The sequence below is a fragment of the Okeania sp. SIO2F5 genome (assembly GCF_010692685.1).
In the GTDB taxonomy this organism is placed as follows: Bacteria; Cyanobacteriota; Cyanobacteriia; order Cyanobacteriales; family Microcoleaceae; genus Okeania; species Okeania hirsuta.
In genome coordinates this window covers 18,792-45,709 of the sequence record NZ_JAAHGU010000022.1, presented here as the reverse complement: position 1 = coordinate 45,709, position 26,918 = coordinate 18,792, and the positions used below count along the sequence as shown (strand labels likewise).

Annotated in this window: 15 protein-coding genes; 7 read left to right on the top strand and 8 right to left on the bottom strand. The window is 35.7% G+C overall.

The genetic code is table 11. The annotated features are described in order from the left end of the window. Window positions 1-452 precede the first annotated feature (452 nt). Complete coding sequence (locus tag F6K27_RS10930; RefSeq protein ID WP_287273300.1) at window positions 453-1,220, bottom strand: WG repeat-containing protein; 768 nt, start codon at window positions 1,218-1,220, stop codon at window positions 453-455. A gap of 1,104 nt (window positions 1,221-2,324) precedes the next feature. On the opposite strand from F6K27_RS10930, the gene F6K27_RS10925 reads away from it, so the two are divergent. The 4 genes from F6K27_RS10925 (at window position 2,325) to F6K27_RS10910 (ending at window position 8,527) form a co-directional block, all read left to right on the top strand. Next, a complete protein-coding gene (locus F6K27_RS10925; RefSeq protein ID WP_287273297.1) occupies window positions 2,325-3,770 on the top strand; it encodes a folate/biopterin family MFS transporter in 1,446 nt (481 codons plus the stop codon). Between the two features lie 1,121 nt (window positions 3,771-4,891). Then, the gene (locus F6K27_RS10920) at window positions 4,892-6,382 is read left to right on the top strand and encodes a carotenoid oxygenase family protein (RefSeq protein WP_287273295.1); all 1,491 of its coding nucleotides are present in this window, start codon (window positions 4,892-4,894) and stop codon (window positions 6,380-6,382) included. Between the two features lie 180 nt (window positions 6,383-6,562). Beyond that, window positions 6,563-7,684: a pentapeptide repeat-containing protein gene (locus tag F6K27_RS10915; RefSeq protein ID WP_287273293.1), complete on the top strand. Its 1,122-nt coding sequence runs from the start codon at window positions 6,563-6,565 to the stop codon at window positions 7,682-7,684. Window positions 7,685-8,173: 489 nt separating this feature from the next. Next, window positions 8,174-8,527 carry a Dethiobiotin synthetase gene (locus F6K27_RS10910; RefSeq protein WP_124143311.1) on the top strand — a complete coding sequence of 118 codons (354 nt, stop codon included), beginning with the start codon at window positions 8,174-8,176 and terminating at the stop codon, window positions 8,525-8,527. Between the two features lie 159 nt (window positions 8,528-8,686). Here F6K27_RS10910 and F6K27_RS10905 read toward each other — a convergent pair whose 3' ends face one another. The 3 genes from F6K27_RS10905 to F6K27_RS10895 all read right to left on the bottom strand — a co-directional run bounded on the left by F6K27_RS10905 (window position 8,687) and on the right by F6K27_RS10895 (window position 15,262). Further along, window positions 8,687-9,922, bottom strand: coding sequence for a hypothetical protein (locus F6K27_RS10905; RefSeq protein WP_287273291.1), 1,236 nt, complete (start codon window positions 9,920-9,922; stop codon window positions 8,687-8,689). Next, the gene (locus F6K27_RS10900; protein ID WP_353735966.1) at window positions 9,919-10,242 is read right to left on the bottom strand and encodes a formylglycine-generating enzyme family protein; all 324 of its coding nucleotides are present in this window, start codon (window positions 10,240-10,242) and stop codon (window positions 9,919-9,921) included. Before F6K27_RS10900 ends, F6K27_RS10905 begins: the two co-directional genes overlap by 4 nt. A gap of 190 nt (window positions 10,243-10,432) precedes the next feature. Beyond that, on the bottom strand, window positions 10,433-15,262 hold the full coding sequence (locus F6K27_RS10895; protein ID WP_287273289.1) for an SUMF1/EgtB/PvdO family nonheme iron enzyme: 4,830 nt from the start codon (window positions 15,260-15,262) through the stop codon (window positions 10,433-10,435). A gap of 172 nt (window positions 15,263-15,434) precedes the next feature. On the opposite strand from F6K27_RS10895, the gene F6K27_RS10890 reads away from it, so the two are divergent. Both F6K27_RS10890 and F6K27_RS10885 read left to right on the top strand, forming a co-directional pair. Further along, window positions 15,435-16,235: an Rpn family recombination-promoting nuclease/putative transposase gene (locus F6K27_RS10890; protein ID WP_287273287.1), complete on the top strand. Its 801-nt coding sequence runs from the start codon at window positions 15,435-15,437 to the stop codon at window positions 16,233-16,235. Between the two features lie 64 nt (window positions 16,236-16,299). Next, window positions 16,300-16,536: a hypothetical protein gene (locus F6K27_RS10885; protein WP_124143314.1), complete on the top strand. Its 237-nt coding sequence runs from the start codon at window positions 16,300-16,302 to the stop codon at window positions 16,534-16,536. Window positions 16,537-16,861: 325 nt separating this feature from the next. Here the strand turns inward: F6K27_RS10885 and F6K27_RS10880 are convergent, their stop codons facing one another. Together F6K27_RS10880 and F6K27_RS10875 are read right to left on the bottom strand one after the other, a co-directional pair. Next, window positions 16,862-17,797: a MoxR family ATPase gene (locus F6K27_RS10880; RefSeq protein WP_287273285.1), complete on the bottom strand. Its 936-nt coding sequence runs from the start codon at window positions 17,795-17,797 to the stop codon at window positions 16,862-16,864. Then, a complete protein-coding gene (locus tag F6K27_RS10875) occupies window positions 17,779-18,966 on the bottom strand; it encodes a hypothetical protein (protein WP_287273283.1) in 1,188 nt (395 codons plus the stop codon). Before F6K27_RS10875 ends, F6K27_RS10880 begins: the two co-directional genes overlap by 19 nt. 434 nt (window positions 18,967-19,400) lie before the next feature. Here F6K27_RS10875 and F6K27_RS10870 point away from each other — a divergent pair, with 434 nt between their 5' ends. Beyond that, window positions 19,401-21,191, top strand: a complete 1,791-nt coding sequence (locus tag F6K27_RS10870; protein ID WP_287273281.1) for a CHAT domain-containing protein — start codon at window positions 19,401-19,403, stop codon at window positions 21,189-21,191. Window positions 21,192-21,312: 121 nt separating this feature from the next. On the opposite strand, the gene F6K27_RS10865 is transcribed toward F6K27_RS10870, so the two are convergent. Both F6K27_RS10865 and F6K27_RS10860 read right to left on the bottom strand, forming a co-directional pair. Then, window positions 21,313-23,895, bottom strand: coding sequence for a PAS domain S-box protein (locus F6K27_RS10865; protein WP_287300865.1), 2,583 nt, complete (start codon window positions 23,893-23,895; stop codon window positions 21,313-21,315). Window positions 23,896-23,942: 47 nt separating this feature from the next. Further along, the gene (locus F6K27_RS10860) at window positions 23,943-26,108 is read right to left on the bottom strand and encodes a response regulator (RefSeq protein ID WP_287273277.1); all 2,166 of its coding nucleotides are present in this window, start codon (window positions 26,106-26,108) and stop codon (window positions 23,943-23,945) included. Between the last annotated feature and the right edge of the window lie 810 nt (window positions 26,109-26,918).

The window sequence follows — 26,918 nt, the reverse complement described above, 5'->3', positions numbered from 1 at the left end:
TGGCCGACCATCGACCAAGAAAAGAAATAATATCTCCTGATATTCAATTCCGTAGCGGTTTTAACCAGAGGTAATTATCAATTATCCATTATCCATTATCAATTAATGAACTCCCTCCTGTCTCCTAACTCCTAGCTAAAAAAACGCGCATATTTATGAACATATAATCGGGGTTTCTATATGGCAAATTGATATGGGGAATGTGATTTATAAGGCAGGAAGCAGAAATAAATCTGGGAGTATAAATACCATCTCCTGAATCAAAAAAAATCATAATTTTAATTTTGCTGTAAAAAGGTCAGTGTATCTAGGGAATATAGCAATTATTATATTTGTGAGGTACAAAGTTATGGGTTTTAGGGAAAACCTTAACTGGGAATATTTTAACTGGGAATAGGAAATAGAAAAGAAGAAAAACAAGTGTAACTCATGAATCTGAGAAGCACTATATTTTAATTCTTGACTTTGCTGCTACTTCTTTTGCGTGTTCTTCTGCTGCGTGAATAGTTTGTATTTTCCAGTTGTTTTTTTGTTATTGTACTTTGCTCTGCTTTGGCATATTGACATTTTAGATTGACTTGTTTTTGCTTTGGTAAATCTTGATTAGTAGGTGTTTCAACTACTTCTCCCCTTTTATTAATATATCCCCTCTTTTTTCCTTGCTTAAAAAATGCTAGTTCTCCATTAAACATTCCTAATTCGTCATAACAAATTGGAATAATTTCCTCTCCACAATTATTGATATAACCATATTTTTTATCTAGCCTTACCCTTGCTATTCCTTGACTAAAACTATCAGCAAAATCATAGATAAAATCAATAATAATTTTCCCCTTATAGTTTATATAACCCCACTTTTTGTCTCGTTTTACAAGTGCTAAACCTTCAGAAAATTGCCAAGATGATACATAAGTAGGAGGTATTATCTCTTTTCCTTCTCTATTTTTATAACCATGCAGATCGTTGACTTTAAACCGTATTAATTCTTCAGTATTATCGGCTACTTCATCATGATAATTTTTTGATTCTTGTGGTTGATTAACATCCAAAAATTTTCCATTAGAGTCAATATATTGAATTTGATTATTAATCTTGACTTTTGCTACTCCTAAAGAAAACTCACTTGCTGCTTCTAATTTTGGCGGAATTACAACCTTTCCAGCTCGATCTTTATACCCCCATTTCCTATCACTCTGAAAAGGGATTAAAAACTTAGTCATTGATGATAATTGATGCAAAATTTGGCGAGAATTTATAATATTTTATTATACTTCAATTCAAACTACAGTTGATGCTTTTAAAGAGACTCAATTTCAAATCGTAAATATTGCAAAAATTCCCAAAAATCAGCAATACATAGAGATAATCAAAATAAATTTCATACTTTTGATATGAATTGTCTTATTGTAGGCCATGATATCATGTCCGGTTGAATAATTAGACTTTGGTGGAAGGAAGGCAGAAGGCAGGAGCGGTGCGACCCCGCGTCGGCGTTAGACGCAAGGGAATGCGCACCAAGAGAGGCAGGAGGCAGAAGGTTTTCTCAAGAGTGTCACCTTAATTTTATACACAAACGATGCTACCGGACATGATATGACTCTACGAAAAAGTGATATTTAAGCCTACATTCCGCACGACAAAATGTAGCAACCTAAGAAGGAGTCAAGAGACAGGAGACAGAATTTTAGAACAAAATCATAGCTGTCGCGATTGAGTAATCATAAAAGCAAGTATTTATACTTAATTATTTACTCGGAATTTGATCGACGAAAAAAGTAAAAAAGTCAGGACTTACGCAAAGACACTGTGTATAGAGTCCAGTAACTATTGTCCAATAGTTATGAGTACTATATATAGTGTATCTGCGTAAGTTCTATTGGTTTTTGTTGTGGCGATCGCTATAGATATAGATAGTGTGAATCATAGATTGATGTTTTTTTAACTATAGCGCCTGGGTTTTTAGATTTTAGATTAGTTTTCTTTGTGGCGATCGCTATAACTTTAATTTCATACTTTTGATATAAATAGGATTTACGCAGATACGCTATATATAGTACTCATAACTATTGTCCAATCGTCTTTATACTCTATAAATAGTGCCTTTACGTAAGTCCTGATAAATTGTCCTGTGATTGGCGAAAAATCTACGAAAAAGTAGTATTTAAAAGCCTTTCCTGAGGAAATACTGCGCAAACAGGTGTCTAATATATGCACAAATTGGCTGATAGCTGTTAACGTAGTTCCGACCTAGGAGGCTAGCTGATAGCTGATGGCTAGTTAAGATAAGATGATATTGGTTAAAAAATGTTAATAAGTGTTAACTTATGTTCATATCTTCTCAAGGGATAATCAAGCTCAAAAAATCCCTCAAACAGAGAGTATTTTTTGGCAATGAACCGACACCGGAACTCATGGCTATATTGCTTGTTTACTTCGTCCAAGGAATTTTAGGGTTGGGACGTCTTGCTGTCAGCTTCTTTCTCAAGGATGAATTGGCCATGAGTCCCGCTGAAGTATCGGCAATGTTGGGCGTTGTGGTCATACCGTGGATGATTAAACCTGTTTTTGGGTTTATTTCAGACGGAGTACCAATATTAGGTTATCGACGACGACCTTATATGATTTTTTCTGGGATACTGGGGGCGTTTTCTTGGGTAGCATTGGCAAAATGGGTACATACTCCACTAGCAGCTACAGGAGCGATCGCTCTGAGTTCTTTATCGGTAGCTATTAGTGATGTAATAGTTGATTCTTTAGTTGTACAAAGAGTGCAAAAAGAATCTGTTAGTAGTACGGGTTCTCTACAATCTTTATGTTGGGCAGCTTCAGCATTAGGAGGACTAATAACTGCTTATTTGAGTGGTTATTTACTGGAGCATTTTAGCAATCAAACTGTATTTTTAATGACAGCTATTTTTCCTTTGATTGTTTCTGCTGTAGCCTGGTTAATTGATGAAGAGAAAGTTACTATTGGGATTAATTTTGACAATGTAAAACAGCAAATTAAACAGGTAAAAATAGCCGTTACCAAAAAATCAATTTTATTACCAACCGCTTTCCTTTTTCTTTGGCAGGCAACCCCTAATTCTGAGTCAGCTTTCTTTTTCTTTTCCACAAACGAATTAGGATTTCAACCAGAATTTTTAGGCAGGATACGGTTAGTAACAAGTATTGCTGCTTTTATAGGTGTTTGGCTATTTCAACGCTTTTTTAAATCTGTTCCTTTTCGGCAAATTTTCGGATGGTCTATAGTTATTTCTGCTGTTTTAGGAATGACTACTTTACTGCTAGTTACTCATGCTAACCGCAGTTTAGGTATCGATGACCATTGGTTTAGTTTAGGAGATAGTTTAGTGCTAACAGTAATGGGAGAAATTGCTTTCATGCCTGTATTAGTTTTAGCTGCTAGACTTTGCCCACCGGGAGTAGAAGCAACTCTGTTTGCTTTATTAATGTCTATCTATAATTTAGCTGGACTTATCTCCCATGAAGGAGGTGCATTGTTAATGCATTGGTTAGAAGTTACAGAGACAAATTTTGATAATTTGTGGTTGTTAATAGTTATCACTAACCTATCTACCTTATTGCCATTATTTTTACTAAATTGGTTACCAGCAGCTAATGCTCAAATGGAGGAAAATGAAAATATTAATTCTCTATCAGTATTAGAGCTGAATTCTATTAGCTCTGAAGTTGGTAGAGATAATTTTTTACCAGAATATTTACCAGAAATGGTACCAACTCCTAGTGGTAAAAACTCTCAAAACTAAAAATAGGTGGTAGGTCGTAGGTGTAATATCATGTGCGGTTGAATACTTATCAATAACTAGGGGCGAAGACCTTTTCGTCTGTACAGGGGAATAGGGAGTAGGGAGAATAAAGAGATTTGCCATGTATACACAGTTGGGTTTTTTTCATCACTAATTTCCGGACATGATATTATCCCTTTCTTTCTTAGGTTTGAGGTTCTACTATTGCGTATGGCAAAACAGTAGTGAATATATTTTTAGTTTCTGATTTGTAATTAAGTCAGATTTTTCTCCCTTGAGCGATCGCCTTTGGTTTGGAGTCTATTTTGTGGGAAGGTGTGAAATTTTACTATTGCGTATGGCAAAACAGTAGTGAATATATTTTTAGTTTCTGATTTGTAATTAAGTCAGATTTTTTCTGTGTTGAGCGATCGTCTTTGGTTTCGAGTCTACTTTGTGGAAAGGTTTGAAATTCTACTATTGCGTATGGCAAAACAGTAGTGAATATATTTTTAGTTTCTGATTTGTAATTAAGTCAGATTTTTCTCCCTTGAGCGATCGCCTTTGGTTTGGAGTCTATTTTGTGGGAAGGTTTGAAATTCTACTATTGCGTATGGCAAAACAGTAGTGAATATATTTTTGGTTTCTGATTTGTAATTAAGTCGAATTTTTGATTCATTGAGCGATCGCCTTTGGTTTGGAGTCTATTTTGTGGGAAGGTGTGAAATTTTACTATTGCGTATGGCAAAACAGTAGTGAATATATTTTTGGTTTCTGATTTGTAATTAAGTCGAATTTTTTCTGTGTTGAGCGATCGCCTTTGGTTTGGAGTCTATTTTGTGGGAAGGTTTGAAATTCTACTATTGCGTATGGCAAAACAGTAGTGAATATATTTTTGGTTTCTGATTTATAATTAAGTCAGATTTTTTCTGTGTTGAGCGATCGCCTTTGGTTTCGAGTCTACTTTGTGGAAAGGTTTGAAATTCTACTATTGCGTATGGCAAAACAGTAGTGAATATATTTTTGGTTTCTGATTTATAATTAAGTCAGATTTTTCTCCCTTGAGCGATAGAGATAGTTTAATTCCCTCAAATTGATATTTCGTGTAAAACTTTAAACAGTTGATAAATTAGGATTTAATTATGGCAAATTTACAAATAGAAAAATCTACATCTTATACTCGTGAAGATTGGCAAAAAGGATATGAATCTCAACCCAATGAATATGATTATTGGATTGATGATATAGAAGGTGAAATACCAGCAGATTTGAATGGTACTTTTTTCCGCAACGGACCCGGTTTATTAGATATTAATGGTCAGGCGATCGCTCATCCTTTTGATGGGGATGGAATGGTTTGTGCTATTGGTTTTAAAAATGGTCGTGCCTACTTCCGAAATAGCCTTGTTAAAACGGAAGGATATGTGGCAGAAAAAGCAGCAGGAAAAATTCTCTATCGAGGCGTTTTTGGCACTCAAAAACCTGGTGGTTGGTTAGCTAATATTTTCGACCTAAAAAATAAAAATATTGCCAATACTGGTATTCTTTATTGGGGAAATAAACTTTTGGCATTGTGGGAAGGAGCAGAACCTCATCAGTTAAATCCAAAGACATTAGAAACTATTAAACTTGATGATTTAGATGGAATTTTACAACCAGGTCAAGCTTTTTCTGCTCACCCCAGAATTGAGAAAGGAAAGGATGGTAAAGGAGATGTTTTAGTTAACTTTTCTGTAAAGCCTGGTTTATCAAGTACTATCACTATTTTTGAGTTTAATAGTCAGGGAAAATTATTCAAACGTTACTCTAATTCGATTCCTGGTTTTGCCTTTTTACACGATATGGTAATTACCCCAAATTATTGTATCTTTTTCCAAAATCCTGTTACTTTAAATCCTATTCCTTTCTTCTTGGGACTGCGAGGTGCTGGTCAATGTTTGAAATTTTCACCTAATAAATCAACGCAAGTTATTTTAATTCCTCGTGATGGTAGTAAAGAGATGAAAATTTTGGAAACTGAGCCTTGTTTTGTCTTTCATCATGGCAATGCTTGGGAAGAAAATGGGGATATTTATGTAGATTCTATTTGTTATGAATCTTTCCCACAAGTTGACTCTGACGCTAATTTTAAAGATGTAGATTTTGACTCAGTTCCAGAAGGTCAGTTATGGAGATTTAAGATTAATCTTGCTCAGGAAAATGTAGAAAGTAAAGTAGTAGAAAGTCGTTGTTGTGAGTTTCCAACTTTACATCCGAATAATGTAGGAAAAGCTTATAGATATCTGTTTATTGGCACTGCAGATATTCCCACAGGAAATGCTCCTTTACAAGGAATATTAAAGATTGATTGGCAAACAGGAGAACGTCAAATTTTTAGTGTTGCACCGCGAGGTTTTACGGGAGAACCTTTATTTGTTCCTTTTCCGAATGGGGCGAATGAAGATGATGGTTGGTTATTGATGTTGATGTATGATGCGGCAGAACATCGGTCGGATGTTGTGATTTTGGATGCTAGAGATTTGAATAAAAAACCTGTGGCAATTTTGCATTTAAAGCATCATATTCCTTATGGTTTACATGGGAGTTTTACACCTCATTATTTTGGGGAGGAATTGATGTTTGGTAGACTTTAAAATCTAGAGGCAAACGGCTGTTTAATTGGGGGGAATTGATATGATATTTCCCCCAATTTATAGAGGGGTATTAGCCACATATTACTATAGGGACAGATGAAGTAGATAACCTAATATTTCCTGATTTAGATGGATTCTTAAAGTAAAAGTAAATCAAAGCAATCTATCTAAATTAATAATATGAATAACGAGGAATCCTCACGGGGTGACAAAAATATAATAATTCAAGTTAATAACAATCATTCTACAGCCGATGCATCTGAAAAAATTCCGAATCCAAAAGAAGAGAAAAATATAGCATTAGCATTTATAATAACTGGCAGTCTCAATATTACACACGAGCTCACATTAAAAGTAATTGAAAAACATCTACAAAAAATTGCTGCTGATGCGGATGATGCGGAATTAACAATTGTTGATGTTGATGAAGGAAGTTTAAAGTTTGTGTTAAAAGGTTCTCCAGAAGGTTTGGAAAAAATAGAAAAATTATTTAACTCTGAAGAATTAACAGAAATATTTGATGTGCCAATAAAAAATGTTGAGTTTATCGAGCCTGAAAAGGAAAAATTAGCATTTTCAATTACTGGGGATATTTCTGACACTGATGTGGCAAAAATTAAAGCTGCGGTTACTGGAGTTGATGAAAAAGAACTATTAATTCAAAAAATTAGAACTTATCGAAGGAGCGAAAAATTAAATCTTAGTGGAGCTGACCTTAGTGGAGCTGACCTTAGTGGAGCTTACCTCAGAGGAGCCGACCTTAGTGGAGCTGACCCCAAATTAAATCTTAGTGGAGCTGACCTTAGTGGAGCTAACCTCAGTGGAGCTTACCTCAGAAGAGCTATCCTTAGAGGAGCTTACCTAAGTGAAACTTACCTCAGAGGAGCTAACCTCAGAGAAACCGACCTTAGTAGAGCTTACCTCAGAAAAGCCATCCTTAATGGAGCCGACCTCAGAAAAGCCATCCTCAGTGGAGCCATCCTCAGTGGAGCTTACCTCAGAAGAGCTATCCTCAGTGGAGCTGACCTCAGTGGAGCTTACCTCGAAGAAACCGACCTCAGTGAAGCTGACCTTAGTGGAGCTGACCTTAGTGGAGCTTACCTCAGTGGAGCCATCCTCAGTGGAGCTGACCTTAGTGGAGCTATCCTCAGTGGAGCTAACCTCAGAGGAGCTAACCTCAGAGGAGCTAAATTAGAAAACAGTAAAGTAATAAATACAAAATTCAGCAGCAATAGCCAAGGAATGAATGAACAACTCAAACAAGACCTCATTCAACAAAGAGCTATTTTTGAAGATTCTTAGGAAGACCCAGTATTAGCTCCAATGCGTCGCTAATATTAGCCACAGTTTAGTTTAAAAGTTGGGAGTATTGTCCAAAACTCTAAGCAAAGTTAATCAAAGTCTCTCACCATCATTAATTAACAATAATTGACGTAGTTTAACGGTCTAAGCAACATTGATTTGTCACGATAAAATTTTTTCCTATCTAATTATAAAATCGTAATTTTCTAGTGCCGGAAAATTATCAATAGTAGCAAATAATATCATGTTCATTAGAACAGTTATAATTAGGCTCGTAATTTTGCTGGAGCAATAATACTAAGTATTGTAAGGGCTAGGGCCTAATTACAAAAAAACAAAAACTTTATGATCAGTAATTAATCGATATGAGTTTTTGTTGGGTTGCACTATCGCTTAACCCAACCTACAAATTACTTATGCTTTTTCCCATTCTGTGCCACCTCACATAAAATTGGTATAACACCTAAAACCTACCACCTAATTATTAATATGAATTATGAAACTGCCCGTCAATTTCTCATAGATCAAGGAACAGCTTTAGAAACTAAAATTAATCCAGATGCTTTCCTCATGCGTCTCGAACAAGGTAAACCTCCTATTCCTGGCCAAGCAACTAATATTTTGTTAGCTCTAAAAATCTCTTTTGAAATGTTGCAAGGAGATCCTCTTCTAGACCGAGAATTAGTTGCCGGATTATATTTATTAGCAATAGAAAGTCTAAAATTATTTGAAGCTGGTAGACGAAAAGGAGTAATGTGGCCGCCACTTTTAAAAGAAGATATTGAACGAATTTCAATTGCGGTGAAAAATATCTTTTCTGGAGTTTGGCCTACAGATAAATAATCATCCTTGAAGAAGAAAGAAGGAAAAAGTGGATGGGGTTTGTACCTCATCAACTAGAAAACTGCTGTAAAATGAAACTCATTTAACTCTAAATAACTGAAGCTTTTTGAATAGATAGTATAGCGATCGCGCAGAATTACAGTTGAATATCGCTCTGATTTAGTATGTACTATATATAGTGTCTTTGCGTAAGTCCTGATTCAGAGACCACAACAATACTCGATTATTCCCAGAGTCAGCAATAACAGCAGTATTGCCACAAACCGAAATCCCATAAGGCCAACACAAACTTTGGCGAGTCGGATACAAACTCAAAGCATTTTCACCCTTACTCTGAAAATCTGACTGACCAATTAATGCAACTGCCGGAGTGCCAATATCCACAGTATCCCGCCAACCCAATAACCGAGAATTAGCGGTATCAGCAACAATCAACCAATTAGCAACCGCAGCTACACCATAAGGCATACTCAAACTAGCAGCAGAAGGAAAATAAACTCCCTGATTTAACTGTACTGTATTAAATTGAGATTGACCGAGAACTACAGAACAAGGTTGATTATTCTCAGTAGGGATGGCATCCCAAATCATTACCCGATTATTTCCAGCATCAGTCACAATCAAGCGATCGCCATACTGTTGCGGAACATTATCGCCCCAAAAAGTAATTGCATGAGGCCAACGCATACTCGCTGCCGTCGCTTCACTCCCTCCATTTTCATCCCGAAAACTCATATTTGCCTGCCCCAAAACGAGATCGGCAGGTTGTCCATTAACCTCTGGCAACTGATGCCACATCAACACCCGACGGTTGCCCGTATCTGCTACCCAGAGTTTTCCTTGATGGTAGACGACACCATAAGGCCAGTGCATTCGGTCCGCAGCAGTTTCTGGTTGACCCCGGTTAGATTCATTTTGAGAAAAATCTGCCTGACCTAAAACGATATCGGCAGGAACATTATTATCTTCGGGTAACTGCTTCCAAATTAATACCCGATGATTCCAAGCATCAGCTACTGCTAACCCTTCTCCACAAGCACAGATACCAGTGGGGACGCTTACTGTTGCTGCGGTGGTTGTACCATTGGCATTTTGCCCTTCTTGAGAAAAGTCAGATTGTCCGATAACCCAGTCAGCAGGTTGCGTGTCAATTTCAGGACATTTTCGCCATCCCAATAATCGATGATGTCCGGTATCAGCAACCCACAGAGGTCCTGTTTCTGAGATTAAGCAAGCTCCACGGGGTCCGAACATTGTAGTTGCACTAGGTGCGAGTGGTACAACTAGGGAATCTGAGGATGGTGTACCGAGAATGATTTTTGCACCATTAGGGTTAAGCATTTGTGGTTGTTTTTCTGGGTTTTGATTCGGATTAATGTTTGGGGAATTTTTCATTTTAAGAAGGTAAGGTAATGGGGAACAGAGAACAAAGAACAAAGAACAGGAAACAGAGAGCAGGGAGTCGGAAAATCTCTGGAAGTAATACCATTTTCAAATGGGCGGTTTCCTCCTTTAAAGTAAGAGGGATTTTTACCCATAATAGCAAGATATTGGTCTTGAGTAATGGGGTACTTACTCATAAAGAAAGGTTGCAGAGTAACTTCATGTTGGGGACTTTCTGTATCAAATCTTAATTCTTCTGGATTTTCTGGCGAACCCATAATAAAAGTCCCCCCAGGAATAGCTACCATTTCTAAAATCACACCATTACCCAAATCTTCTGTAAAATATTGAGCTTGTTTGGGAACGCGATTAATTTCCTCACCTCTGTTATTAACTGTGACAACCTCAAATGAAAAAGTTTTCAGAGGTAATTTTGGTTGGGGAATAATAATAGGTTCTGGTTTAGTGCTTGGTAGAATAATTTTTTGTTATTTTGGTTAAAGTTAAATATTAGGAGTAGAGTCATCCTGTAAGGTTAGGTTTATACGAAGTACAGACAATACGGAAACCAAAAATGTAGACGTGGGAGGCTCGCCTATCGCTGCCACCGCGAATAGCAGAACGGCAGACATAAGGGTTATCGTACCACGATCCTCCTCGCAGCAAAGGATACAGCTCTTTTTCATTATTGATATTTGGGAAATCATGACTATTAACCCAAGCAGTTCCATCAGTGGGAACATCTTCGTAATTATCATGCCAGTCATCTGCACACCACTCCCAGACATTACCGTGCATATCATATAAACCAAAAGCATTAGGAGAAAAACTTCCCACATCAGTTGTCTGTTTCCGATATTTACCTTTAGGTGCATTGGCATAGGTATAGTTACCATTATAGTTAACTAAATCAGTAGTAATAGTTTCTCCAAAATAAAATGGTGTGGTTGTTCCTGCTCGACAAGCGTATTCCCACTGACTCTCACTTGGTAGTTTATAGATTTTAGTGGTTTTCTGGGATAGCTTTTGACAAAATCCTGTGGCGTTGTACCATGTAACCCTTTCTACAGGACGTTTTCCTCCTTTAAAGTAAGAGGGATTTTTTCCCATAATAGCTTGATATTGGTTTTGAGTAATAGGATATTTACTCATATAAAAGGGTTGGAGACTAACTCCATGCTGAGGACTTTCTGTATCACGTCTTCCTGCTTCATCCTCCGGCGAACCCATCATAAATGTTCCACCAGGAATAGCTACCATTTTCAATATCACACCATTACCCAAATCTTCTGTAAAATATTCGGCTTGTTTGCGAACACGATTAATTTTTTCCCCTCTGTTATTAACTGTGATCACCTCGAATGAAAAAGTTTTCAGAGGTAATTTTGGTTGGGGAGTAATAATAGATTCTGGTTTAGTGGTAGGTAAAATAATAGGTTGTTGTCTCTGTTGAGTATTTGGAACAGAGTCACCCTGATTAATTAGAGCGCCAGAACTACAGACAACACGAAAACCGTAATTGTTGTAACAGAGGTCGCGCCTATTGATGTAGTCGCGGAAAGCGGAACGGCATAAATCAGGATCGTTGAACCAGGAACCGCCCCTCAGCAAGGGATACAGTTCTTCTTCTTCATTACCTTGAGAATCTAGATTATTTTCATTATGATGCCAAATATCCAGCCACCACTCCCACACATTGCCGTGCATATCAGCATAGGAAGGAAAAATTCCCAGATTAGCACACAACTCCCAGACATTCCCGTGCATATCGTACAAACCAAAAGCATTAGGAGGAAAACTTCCCACATTGCTAGTTTGTTCTCGATATTTACCTCTAGAGGCATTACCATAAGTATAATTGCCATTATAGTTCACTAAGTCAGTAGTAATAGTTTCTCCAAAATAAAACGGTGTAGTTGTTCCTGCTCGACAAGCATATTCCCATTGACTCTCACTCGGCAGTCTGTAATTTTTCCCTGTTTTCTGAGATATCTGTTGACAAAACTCTGTGGCATTGTGCCATGTTACCATTTCTACAGGGCGGTTTCTTCCTTTAAAGTGAGAGGGATTTTCACCGATAATGGCTTGATATTGCTCTTGAGTAATGGGATATTTACTCATATAAAAAGGTTGCAAAGTAATTTCATGTTGGGGACTTTCTGTATCACGTCTTTGAGCTTCATTCTCCGGTGAACCCATAATAAAACTACCCCCAGGAATAGCTACCATTTCCAAAATCACACCATTACCCAAATCTTCAGTAAAAAATTCTGCTTCTCTCCAAACACGGTTTATTTCTTCACCTCTCCTATTAACCTTAACAACCTCAAATGAAAAAGTTTTCAGAGGTAATTTTGCTTGGGAAGTACCAGAAGGCTTTAATAATAGATTCTCTAAATTATTGTTTGGTAAAATAATTGGTTTTTGTCTCTGTTGAATATTAGGAGTAGAGTCACCATAATTAGTTAGAAACTCAATAGAACTACAGACGACTACTCGAATACCGTGATAGTTGTGACGGTAGCCACGCCTAACGCTGTAGCTGCGGATAGCTGAACGGCAGCTCATAAAAAAATCGCCCCAGGAACCACCCCGCAGCACAGAATACAGTTCTTTTTCATCATTACTGTGAGAATCTAAATCATTTTCATTATTGATTTTTTCTCCTTCATTACTATCAATCCAAGCTCTGCCATCATTAGGTACACCTTCATAGTTATCATGCCAAATATCGTGACACCATTCCCATACATTGCCGTGCAGATCAAATAGACCAAAAGCATTAGGAGGAAAACTTCCTACATCGGTAGTCTGTTCTCGGTATCTACCTTGAGGTGCATTGCCATAAGCATAGTAGCCATTATAGTTCGCTAAATCAGTAGTAATAGTTTCTCCAAAATAAAATGGTGTGGTTGTTCCAGCGCGACAAGCATATTCCCACTGACTCTCACTTGGCAGTCTATAAATTTTCCTAGTTTTCTCAGATAACTTTTCACAAAATTCTGTTGCATCATACCATGTTACAGTTTCTACAGGGCGGTTTCCTCCTTTAAAGTGAGAGGGATTTTCACCGATAATGGCTTGATATTGCTCTTGAGTAATGGGATATTTACTCATATAAAAAGGTTGCAAAGTAACTTCATGTTGAGGACTTTCTTGATCAAGTCTTCCTTGTTCACTTTCTGGAGATCCCATAATAAATGTTCCCCCAGGAATAGCCACCATTTCCAAAATCACACCATTACCCAAATCTTCAGTAAAAAATTTAGCCTCCTTCCAAACACGATTAATTTCTTCACCTCTCCTATTAACCGTCACCACCTCAAAGGAAAAAGTCTGTAAAGGCAACGCAACAGGAACCCTCAACAACACACCACCTACATCAACCTCACTCCTTCCCAACTCTCTCCTCACATTCTCAACTCCAGCAACATCACCCCGCGCATAACCACCATACCCCTGCCCCAGCATCACTAACAAAGGTTCATATTCTCTCAAAGGTTCTGCCAAAGTTTCCATCAAAGACGACAACCTCACCAACTCCGCTTTATCATCCCGTCCATAAGCTTCCTGCAAAGACTCCGCCAACTGACGAGCAGCTAATTCTGGGCGAGTATAAGCTAAAGCAGTCCATCTTTGACCCTGCCAAATACTGGATACAGACTCCCCACGATTAACTTGAGAATCAATATAACTGACCAAAAACCGAGATAATTCTTCCAGTCGAGACTGCCCAAACCTTTCTGTACAAAGTTGCAACAACTGATTCCGAATACCCCGATCCATTTCATAGAGTTCCCTATCCACAGGATGACAAAAACTTGACAACAAAATATCTGCCACCGCATACCAAGGAATATTAAAATTGCGCTCCCTAGCAAAAAACCGTTGCCATAAACGATATAAAAGGTCAGGAGTTAATGCCAAAGGAAAAGCAGCGTGTTGGGCAAATATCAGATGAGGTTCGCCGAAATATTCAGTAAAAGCAGTAATTTGATCGAGATTTTCATTGACAATTTCTACCTCCTCAATATCAGTTTTCACAACAGGCAAATTTATCCCCAATTTCCCAGAAATTAACCACTGACACATCGTCTTAAATTCTTGATAATTTAGACCGAACGTTTTCAGATTAAAACTATCATTACCAATAGCGGAAATTTCCTGTGCTGAAGTTCCGCACCACTTTTTGCGAGGCAAAGGATTCAACCATGCCACTCGTTCCACTTTTTGGGAGATAAATTTGAGAAAATTCTCGGTTTTTTCAACTCTTTCTGAAACAAACCTACCCCTCGCAGCACCCCCATCACTTAAAATTAAAACTAAAATTTCTTCTTTAACTAATTCGGATAAAAGAGTTTTCAAAGATTTCTTTTCGGAAAAATCAGGGTCAGCATAAATTCTTATTCTTGGCACATTATCAAAGTAATAAATATCAGCTTCCTGCCAATAATTAATTATTTGACGACAGAAAGGATTAAAAGGCTTCATTGACTCAGACTGGTCAATTAATAAGATAATTTTTTTTGGTTTTCCCTGACTATATTTATAGATAGGTTGTATAAAAAAACCTTCTTTAGCTATTTTTTTTACAGTAGCTTTTACATTGATATCGCTAGAAAAATCAGTTAATTGAGGTTGAAATAATAAACGTTTTGTTCGCTGTATTTGAGCAATACTAACAGGAAAATAATCTCCATTTTTAGGGGTTTTAGGAATAGCAGTGGCAACTTGAGGATTATTCAAAGTAGACGGTAATAAAATTTCTGAAAAAGTTTTAGATTCAGGAATTTTTTGAAGTGAATTTTCTGGAAAAGTTTTAGATTCAGGAATTTGTTGAGGTGAAACTTCTGGAAAAGTTTTAGATTCAGGAATTTGTTGAGGTGAAACTTCTGGAAAAATTTCAGGTTCAGGAATTTGTTGAGGTGAACTTTCTGGTTGAAAATTAGGTTGAGGCAGAACTTCTGAAAAACTTTCAGGTTCAAAAGTAGATTCTGGCGAACTTTCTAAAGTAGAAGTAGATGACTTTTCTATTATTTCCTCTTTTGCTTCCTTAGCTTCAGGAATAGAATTATTAGTTGCTGTTTCGATGAATTGATGAAATTCTGAAAAGAGACTTTTCTGCTGAGATAATAATTCATTCAAACAATCATCAAATAATTTTTGTTCATCACGAGATTTTGCCCAAATTGTACGATAAAGTCTGGCAATAGCTTGTTTATCGGAAATATCTAACCCCATTTCCAGAGATGCTAATAAACCTTGAGTTGCTAACTCGTATTGTGAAATATCGAGTTTCATTCCAGCTTCTCTGAGTCGCCAAAATAAATTGATTAATGGGGGATTTTTCATAACAACTTGTGAGAAATAGGTAATGAAAAATACAAGTAGCCTAGTATAATTCAATGTTATATCATATCCGGATAATTAGTGATAAAAAAGTTTTTGTTTTCTATATTATTATTCCGAGATATATATTGTTGTATAATTAAATTCAATTCAACCATATATCCAAATTATTCCCTTGAGAACAGACAGTATTTTTTACACCCTATTCCAATCTGTACCTAACGCCTTCTTTGAACTAATTTCACTACCTGAAACTATAGCAAAAAACTATCAATTTGATTCCATTGAAGTTAAAGAAACATCCTTTAGAATAGACGGTGTATTTGTGCCTACTGAAGTCACACCCGAAACCCCTATCTATTTTGTTGAAGTTCAGTTTCAAGCAGACAATAATTTTTATGCCCGTTTCTTTGGAGAAATATTTCTTTATCTCAAAAATACAAAACAATTAAGAAATTGGCAAGCAGTTGTAATTTATCCTAGTCATGATGTGGATAAAGGGGATAGTTATGGATATACAGAAATCCTAGAAAACAGCCGAGTTTCTCGTATTTATTTATCAGAATTAGGTAAATCTACAACAGAACCATTAGGGTTGGCCACGCTAAAATTAGTCGTGAGTGACCAGAATCAAACTATGTCAGACGCTAGAATATTATTAGATAGAGTACAACAAGAAGAACCAGAACCAAAACAGAAGGAAAGCTGGTTGCAATTGATTAAAACCATACTAATTTATAAATTACCACAAGCAAGTCGGGAGGAAATTGAAGCCATGTTTAACTTGAGCGACTTAAAACAAACTAGATTCTATCAAGAGGCTTTTTCAGAAGGCCGACAAGAGGGTAGCTTATTGGCCAAAAGGGCAGCTATTCCTAATTTGATAAATCTGGGCTTAACTATAGAACAAATAGCTTTAGCTTTAGAATTACAAGTTGAACAAGTGAATCAATTTATTAATGGAGAAAATAATTAAAATATTCCTTTAAAGCATTCTAATTTAGAAATTCATACAAGAAAGTAGGGAGGAAATTGAAGCGATGTTTTACCTGAGGGATTTAAAAAAAACTCGATTCTATCAAGAGGCTTTTTTAGAAGGAAAAGAACAAGGGCGTAAAGAAGGCAAACTAGAAGTACAACAAGAGGCTATTTTATTGGAAAAATTTTCTGTAGTTCCTAATCTAATAAATCTGGGTTTAACTGTAGAACAAATAGCTTTGGCTATGGAATTACAAGTTGAACAAGTCAGTCAATTTATTGATGGAGAAAATAATTAAAGTATTCCTGATAAAACATAGGCTAATACTCGAAGTTGGGTTGATTTGTTTCCATCAAATATTTCTCATCAACCTGACTTCGGAAAGTTGAAAATATACTTAAATATTCAGGAGTTATCTGTGCCAGCACAATTAAGTTTGCTCGACAATTAATAGGTGGGAAAATTTACAAGTATGTCCGAAGCGACTGTAACGGAGTGGAAGGAAGCAATATCAAGGGTATGAGGTGCATCAACATTTCTTTATATAGTATATAGTGAGTTTTATTCGTGTTTACCTACTTATTCAGTAAACCCTAATTAAACGGAAATAAAATTATTCCTTATTATAAAAAATCTTCGCGATCGCTACGACTTTTTAATAATGTACTGGCAAAGGGTAATCCTGTTTCTAATTTTTCTATTATTTCTTCTGGAGGATACTCATTCAGTATAGCAAACCAATCTATTAATTCACTTGTACTTATTTTTTTCCCAGTTTCTCCTCGTTCATCTTCCATCATTTCTCGCAATTCTAAAAATCTATCAATTGCTTTTTCTACAATTTCACTAGGAGGATTTTGAAACCTAGCATTAATAATTTTTATTAGTTGTTCTTGACCGGGAAATTCAATGTAATGATACAAACATCTGCGGAGAAAAGCATTCGGTAAAGTTTTTTCTTGGTTGCTAGTAATAATTACAATTGGTGGAGCATCTGGATTAGCTTTTAACCAACGCCGGGGACGTAAATCTTTAATTTCAAATCGTTGTTCTTCTAGTGCTAATAATAAATCATTGGGAAAATCTGTATCTGCTTTATCTATTTCATCAATTAAGACTACAGTTCGATATTTTTTTTCTTGAAAGGCATAACCTAAAGGTCCTAACTCTAGATATTTAATTAGATTAGTAGGGTCAGTTTCCTGATTTTTTATCCCCAACTTTGCTAACTGTGCTGCTTGTAAACGTCCGATATAATCATAAGTATAAAAACCATCTTGTGCTTTACTAATTGACTGAACATTCCACAGTCGAAATTTCCAATTTATCTCAGGATATCTTTGACTAAATTCATAAATAATGGAGTATGCAAGACGACTTTTACCACAACCAGGTTCTCCTTCTAATAATAGAGGACGATTTAATCTAATTGATAAATTAACTGCTTCTTTTAAAAAGTCATCAGGATAGTAGGGATATAAATTTTGTTGTACTAAATTATTCCACTCACCCGTCGGCGGTTGGATATTTCCTTCATATTTTAGGGGTAAGTTTGCCATCTTGTTTCCCGACTGAATTGACATTGAAAAAGTTTGTACATATATTCTAGGACTAGGCGAGATTTGCCATTTTTACTATATTTCAATAAATCTCCAATCGCATCATTTATTGATGGTAACTGCATCTGTAAAATTATCTCTACTTGATTAATAGCTTCTCGAATATCAGTTTCAGATATAGATTCTGCAATTGGCATTTTAATAACTTGTGAAAATATTTCCGTATTGTCTCGCCAATCATTTTGACCGCCACAGTCTTCTAAAAACATAATCAAAAAGTTTTTACCTGCTGGGATTTGTTTAACTAAAGGAAACCAAAACTGTTCTAATAATTCTTCTAAGCGTTTTTTGTCTAAAGTCTCTACATTTTTGAATACCAAAATAATATGCTTTTTTTGGATAAAATCTGCACCTGTTAACTGTAACTCTGCACCTAGTTTCATCCAAATAGTAGGAATAGAAAATTCTGTCAAATCAGAAGCTAGGTCAAAACTTAACTTTTTAACTTCTGCTGCTCCATATTTAATAATTTCCGTTTCAATTCTACGCATTAACCAAGCTCGACAATAGTGACAATTTCCTTGGATGAAAAATCCGCCTACTCGCCGTTTATGTTTGGCTAAATTTTGGAAAATATTGATTTGAGGTCGATGATTTACACTTAGTAATATCCGATATAACAGAGTGGAACGATTATGGAAATCTGAGGAATTTTTTTTAGTACCTAATTCTTGAATAATTTCTGTTTCAAAACCCAAAGCTTTCCAATAAGCTACAAAAGCTGATTTATCAATGGGAGTTCCTTTTTGGAAATTACTCCAAGTGCGATAAGAAATATTTTTTGCCAAAATAATATCTGATTCAATTAACTCTTCTAATTTAAAACTGCTGATTATTTGATTAGCTGATTTTTTAATTTTCTGCTTAAATTGGCGATATTCAGATTTCTGAGTTTTAGGGATATAAACTGCTTCTTCATCAATTAATTCTTCTAGTTTTTCTAGAGTAATTTCATAACCCGTAATAATTGTGTCAAATATTAAATTTTTACTCGCCTCTACAAGTGCTTGACTATTTTCTCCCCTTCTCCAATTAAGTTTTTGAATTCGTTGTTTTATTTGTTGGCATTCCGACTCAGATGCCTTCAACGTATTCTGCCGTCTTGTCATTTCAGTTATCAGCTTTTTCAGTTATCAGCTTTTTCAGTTATCAGTTATCAGTTATCAGTTATCAGCTATTAGTTATTAGTTAGCCTCCTGGGTTGGAACTTTCCGTTTGTCATGCTACGCAAATATTACGCAAATATTAATAGTACCTCTGAGTGAAGCTAGTAGCACCTCTAGATTTTTTTGGGGTTTCATAATTTAAGACCTCTCCCCCAACCCCTCTCTTCCCCCTCTCCCCCCTCTTCCCCCTCTTCCCCCTCTTCCCTCTCTCCATTTTTTTCCTTACTTCATAAAGTTGATTTTGTCAAGCCCCGATCTGATCAGTTTTCTGATCAGATTGTGACAGTGGCTGTGAAAGGCTCTAAAAAGGTAATGTAGTTCAAAACTTATTGCAGAGCAGCCACTACAAGTACAAATATTTTACTCAATCAAGACCAATGACACAAGCAGATTTATTGAAACTCTATCAAGGTCAGTTCAAATTAATTAAAACTCTAAATTATTGCAGTTTGCCAAAGTTGTTTTTTTCCTTCGTTCTACTGAATTATCTTTTAGCATTAATCTGGGCTTTACCAATAACAAGTAGATCATTTTTCACAGAAAAAAATCAAGATTTATCCCAACTTTCACCAGCAGATAAATCTTTAGATACCAACCTAGAAAGAGGCATTTTATCGTTGGGAAATCATCAGGAAAAAAGTAGGGGACATCAAGAAGATTTGGTAATTAAAAATCATCAAAATTATCAAAAGTTTTCAACAAATCAGTTGTCTAGAGAAATATATTTCCAATCAGATAAAGAACATGAAATAACTTTTTTTACTGGTATTATTTATAGACAAAATTTTCCAGATATTATGTGGGAACATAAGATTTATGGTGTTACTCAACAAATACATTCAACCAAAAATATCGAATTATCAATGATTTATACAAATTCTTTAAAAGATAAGACTTTATCAAACTCTAATAATGCTAATTTGACTTCAAATCTTACCTTGAATACAACTTTTGAGCCAGTAGTAACAATATTAGAAAAAAATCGAATCCAAGAATATTCAGATTATTTTGGAGAAGATTTTGACGAAACATTACTCCAGACAAAAAATGTCCGAGATATCTTAACTGATATGGCTAACCAAACAGGAAAAGAATCAGCCGTTGTTTATATTAATGCCTATCCCGAACAATTACAAATAATTTTATATACCAGATCGGGTCAACCAATTATTAAAACTATTGCCGAAGCTAACCGCCAAAAACTTATGGAAGTTGTACTAGAACTACGACTTCAAATTACAGATCCGAATAACCGTTATACTGATAGCTATCTCTCACCAGCACAAAAATTATATGATTGGTTGATCGCACCTATATTAGCAGAATTAAAAGCAGCAAATATTGAGACTTTACTATTTAGTATGGATGAAGGTTTACGAACTTTACCTATTGCTGCATTACATGATGGAGAACAATTTCTCATAGAAAAATACAGTCTCAGTTTAATTCCTAGTGTGAGTTTAATGGATGCTAACTATCGCCCACTTCAAGATACTCAAGTATTAGCAATGGGAGCAAGTGAATTTGTTGAACACAAACCCTTACCAGCAGTACCTGTAGAATTAGAAAACATTGCGCAACGGTTATGGCAGGGTGATATGTTCCTCAATGAAGATTTTACTCTTGATCATCTAGTTATTCAAACAGAGAGTTATTCTTACCCAATTATTCATTTAGCTACTCATGCTGATTTTCTCCCAGGAAAAGCTAGTAATTCTTACATTCAATTGTGGGGAACTGAACAAATAAAGTTAGACAAAATGAGAGAACTTGGTTGGAATGAATCTACTGTTGAACTGTTAGTATTATCAGCTTGTCGTACTGCAATAGGAGATAGAAATGCTGAGTTAGGTTTTGCGGGGTTAGCGGTAGCAGCAGGAGTGAAGTCAGCGTTAGCTAGTGTATGGTATGTGAGTGATGAGGGTACATTGGGGTTGATGACGGAGTTTTATAGTCATTTGAATGATACAAAGATTAAGGCAGAAGCGTTGAGACGAGCACAGTTAGCAATGTTACGAGGGAAAGTGGTTATTGCAGAAGGAGAGTTAAGGGGAAGTGGAGTGCATAGGGTAGTGGTGTTACCGTCGGCGTTAGCAAATCTGGAGAATGATAATTTATCTCATCCTTATTATTGGTCAGGGTTTACTATGGTTGGTAGTCCCTGGTAACTCAAACAAAAACAAGCCCAAAACATATGAAATACGCTGTAAATCCTCAGCAACTTGTTCCTTGCACACTTCCCATACTCCCCATCTCCCCATCTCCCCTTGAATAGATCCCAAATTGGTTCTATATCTCATCCAAAATTGGTAAGGCTACAAAAAAAGTGCTACCTTCTCCTAAAGTGCTTTCTGCCCAAATTTTGCCTTGATGTTGTTGGACAATACTGCGACAAATGGCTAAACCTAAACCTGTGCCTCCCTTCTGGCGAGAGTCAGAAGCATCAACTTGTTGAAAGCGACCAAAAATACTTTCTATCTGATCGGCAGGAATACCTCGCCCTTGGTCTTTAACTGCAATCAAAACTTGATAACTATGATTGATATTAAAGGCAGGTGCTTCAGTGCATTTTGTTTTAACTGTTGAAGTGAAGTTATCGGAGCTAATAGTATGGTTTCTATTTATAACTTGTTTGCTAGCAGTCAACCAGACTGTTGTTCCTTTCGGGGAATATTTGATGGCATTACTAAGTAAGTTAGTTAAGGTTTGAATTAATTTGTCGGGGCATCCCCAAAACTTAGTATCGACTGTTCTTACTGACAAATTAACTCCTGCTTTCTCTGCAATAGGTTGCATTTCATTTGCTGTCTGGAGCATTAGTTCAGCAATGTTACAAGTTTGTTTAACTATTTTTACTTGCTGGGAGTGAAGACGTTCTAAATCTAGAATATCGTTGATTAACCGTACTAAACGATCTGTGTTAGTAACGGCAATATTTAGCATCTTGTTACCTCTTTCTGGTGCTTGATTAAGTAATCCACTTTTCAATAAAGCTAAAGCACCTTGAATAGAAGTAAGAGGAGTGCGTAACTCGTGACTCACCACGGAAATAAATTCGTCTTTCATCTGTTCGACTGCTTGACGTTCTGTGATATCTTTAAATGTTACAACTGCACCAATAATTTTTCCCTGTTCTAAAATAGGTGTGCTTACATATTCTACGGGAAAATGTGACCCATCTCGTCGCCCAAAAAATTCATCAGTAATTTGACAAACTATTCCTTTTTTTAAAGTTGTTGTAACTTGACTATCTGAGTTATTTTTTTGTGCTGAAAAATTATCATTTTTGTTGTTAATTTTATCTTTTTCTTTGTGGTTTAATACTCCGCCATCTACAGGATGTTTACAATTGCTTGGAGTTTGAGTCCCCATCAACTTTTTCCCTCTTCCTTCTTCTTTGTTGTTAATTTTATCTTTTTCTTTGTGGTTTAATACTCCGCCATCTACAGGATGTTTACAATTGCTTGGAGTTTGAGTCCCCATCAACTTTTTCCCTCTTCCTTCTTCCTTCTTCCCTCTTCCTTCTTCTTTGTTGTTAATTTTATCTTTTTCTTTGTGGTTTAATACTCCGCCATCTACAGGATGTTTACAATTGCTTGGAGTTTGAGTCCCCATCAACTTTTTCCCTCTTCCTTCTTCCTTCTTCCCTCTTCCTTCTTCTTTGTTGTTAATTTTATCTTTTTCTTTGTGGTTTAATACTCCGCCATCTACAGGATGTTTACAATTGCTTGGAGTTTGAGTCCCCATCAACTTCTTCCCTCTTCCTTCTTCCTTCTTCCCTCTTCCTTCTTCCTTCTTCCTTCTTCCTTCTTCAACCCCAGAAATTATCAAACTCCAGTCACTATTTACCAGTTCTTTAATTGTATAACCAGTCATTCTTGCTGCTGCTGGATTAGCAAAAGAGATTTTTCCCAATATATCTATTCCACAAATCCCTTCTCCGGCTGAGTTTAATATTAATTGATGTTGGTAACGAAGCTGTTCAAAAGATTTTTCTATCTGCTTACGATCGCTTATATCCCGAGCAATAGTTGAGACTCCTATAATATTACCTTCAGTATCTTTGATTGGAGATATTGTTAAAGCTACATCTATATGTTTACCATCTTTTCTAATATGTACAGTTTCATAATTATCTATACTAGCTCCTGCCCTAATATTTGCTAAAATTTGGGAAATTTCATTTGGTCTTTCTGGCACAGCTAACATAGAAATAAAACGGCCTTTTACCTCAGAAATAGAGTAACCATAAACTGCCTCAGATCCTGAATTCCAACTATAAATAATTCCTTCTAAAGTATTACCAATAACTGCATCATTAGAGGATTCTACTATAGAAGCTAATCTAATCATCACTTTTTCTGTTTGTTTTTGCTCTGTAATATCACGCCCCAAAACAACAATTCCATTACGTTTTCCATCTTCATAAAATAACGGTACTTTAATTACGTCATAAATTTTGACACTGCCATCTGGTTTGGGAATTATTTCTTCACCCCTAGACAAAGTTCTTTTCTTCCATGCTTCTCTATCACTATGATGACAAGATAAAAAAGCCTCTCGATAAAAACTACTAATTTCTCCCAATTCTATATCTGATTTACCACGATAATCTACTTTTTCTATTTCAAATAATTCCAGCATTGATTGATTAGCTTCTAGCCATTGACCCTTCCCATCTTTAAAGCAGACAATATCTGGCATGGCGTTAATCAAAGTTCGGAGTTGTAAAGATGTTTTTTGATATTTTTCTACTAGTTCTTGTAGTGCTTTTTCTGCTCTTTTACGTTCCCTAATTTCTGCTTTTAATTGAGCATTAGCATTTTTTAAAGATTCTATTAAATTGGTTTGATTTTCAGCTACACTTGGCATTTTTTTTCATCCTATTTAAAAGTTTTAACAGTCTCTTCGTTGAATAATTAAACACTTATACTACGTTTAATCCGATTCATAACACGAGTAATTAAATCAGAATATTTAAATGGTTTACAGATATAATCATCTGCACCAGCAGCAAAAACTTGATGACAAATAATAGGGTTGTAATGAGCTGTCAGAAATATAACAGGAAGCCAATTCCAATGTGGATCGTTACGAATAACTTGACACAAATCAATTCCATTAAAATATGGCATTTCTATGTCTAAAATTAATAAATTTGGCACTTTATTTTCCAAGGTTTTCCAGAAATATCGCTCATCACTCAGGGTTACAACTTTAATTCCCCATTGCGTTAGTATCTGTTCGATGGTCTCTAAAATTTGCAGGTCGTCATCTACAATCATCACAGTTGCTAAAGTCTGATTTTTTCGCCAGATATCTAATACTATGTCTATAACTTGAGCTGCGGGTAATGGCTTTTTTAGATATGCTGATGCTCCTAGTTTAGCAATTTTTACGCGATCGTTCAATTCACCTTTAGTATTAAGTACAACTACAGGTAAGGATGGCATCTGACTTGAAATTTTGGCTAATATTTTCTCTGAATTAGCAACAACTTCAAGGTCAAGTAAAACTACATTAGGAGAGAATGATAAATCTGGCAAACTATAGTTTAAATCCTGATTAATATAAGCATCTATATCTGTGGTTATTAAAACATCTGAAGCCAGCTTAAATTGTATTTTTTTTGTGACAGCATCCTCAACTAATTGTTTTGCGAATAAACTTTCTTTGTCTAGTATTAATAATAATTTACATTCTGGAACTATAGGAATATAATATTGACGATCGAGATATTTTATCTGTTGATTATCACTTTTTTCTTGGTCGATATTACTATAGTTTTCTATCTTGTTACATAGACTTTTCACTAATTTAGATAGATTAAATATTTCGTCAGAATTAAGAGCTTTTTCTGCTGCCAATAAAGTTTCTATTTCTCTAGCTAAATCTGAGCTATCTACTAAACCAAATGTACCTAGAGAACCTGCTAATTTATGAGCTTCTTGTTGTGCTTTTTTTTGTAAATCAATCTCTAATATTTCATTTTTTCCAGCTACTACTACTTGTTCTAATACACCAATCCGCTCATTAATGCTTCCTTGAAATCTATCCCATATTTTACTGATGGAATCTTGTAGTTTTTGTTGAGATTCCTGATATTTTTGAGACTTTTCTTTATCTTTTTCTTTTGAATTTAATACCTTGCCGCATAAACAGTGTTTACAATTGGTTGGAGTTTGAGTCCCCATCCACTTTTTACTCTCTTGGTCAGCGTTCCCTCTCTTGGTCAGCGTTCCCTCTCTTGGTCGGCGTTCCCATGGCGAGGAGACCTCGCTGGGTTTCGACCGCTTGCGACTGTCGTCGTCGCGGGGTCTGACAGCTTGCGTCTGTCGCCGACACGGGGTCGTACCGCTTCTTCCTTCTTCCTTCTTCCTTCCTTCTTCTTCCTTCCTTCTTCTTCCTTCTTCAACTTGTTTTAACCGATAACCTAAACCATAAACAGTTTCGATTAAATCACTAGGCGCGCCCACTGCTTTTAATTTATGTCTTAAACCTTTAATATGCGCTCTAACTGTATCTTCTGTAGGTGTGTCTTCAAAACTCCAAACTTTATCTAAAATTGCACTACAACTAAAAACTCTTTGGTTATTGTGCATAAAAAGATTTAGAATTTCATATTCTTTAGGAGTAAGATTTAACTGTTTGTTATTGTAAGTAACTTCACAATTTTGAGAATTTAAACATAAATTACCCCATTTTTTGATGGGAGAAGCAGACTCATTTCCCCGCCGTAATAATGCTCTAATTCTGGCTAAAAGCTCTTCTAAATTAAATGGTTTAACTACATAATCATCAGCTCCAGCATTTAAACCTTTTACTTTATCTTGATTGTTATTACGAGCGGTTAAAAGTAAAATAGGAATATTTTGATTAATATAACGTAACTTCTGACATAAAGTAATACCATCTAATTTGGGCAGCATTACATCTAATAAAATTAAATCATAATCATAGGCTTGAGCTTGCTCCCAACCTACTTGACCATCTGTGGCTATATCAACTACAAAAAGTTGTTCAGTTAAGGCATCAGCTAAAGTTTCGGCAATAAATTGATCGTCTTCTACAACTAGAATTTTCATTGATAAAGGTCGGTAATGGGTAATGAGTAATTGACAATGGCTCAAATAGTGGTTGCAGGTTTGTAGATGAGAAAAATTGACCTAACAATTAATACTTAATTCTAGGAACTACAGCTTTGTAGAACTTGATTTAGCTACTTACTGATACTGACTATTTATGTGTGATTATCTGAGTTACAATATAATATTATGTTAGGTTGAACAGTTATAAATAAATGACGAAGGAGTCAGGTAGGGGAGCCGTGGGAAGTTTTAACCTTTGCTATACATAGGATTTGTGAATAAGAAAAACCTCCTTTTATACCCTGATTTGGTATTACTTGTATAGTAGAAGGAATAAGGAAGAAAGAAAAATCTGGCATTGTCTGAGTTTTCAGCTTTTTCTCTGTCAAATAAAGACATTAAGATACAGTTGCTTAGGAGTAATTAAGTGGATTTTCAGATAATCAACTGTATGTTTTTTAAGTAGATTTAAAGTTATTTTTAACAGATTATTTTTTTAGTAGATAGACAAAATTATTTGTATATTTACTACTCAGATATTTTTTTGTTTACAGTTTTCCGTTCTCTGTTTTGGTACGCTACCAGATGCGTCAGTCGCTGACCGGAGGGCATTACTATTCCTTGTCTCCTATAACCTATGAAAAATAATACCTCATTAACTATTAATAGACTTGTCGCTTTATAACTTAAAAATTCCCCAAAAACCTTGTTCTGTAAGGATTGTAGCTATTGGATGGCAAAAATGCTGGGAATTATTGCTCTGTCTAGGTTAGAGTGATTTTTTCCCTTTATTTAGCGACAACTCTA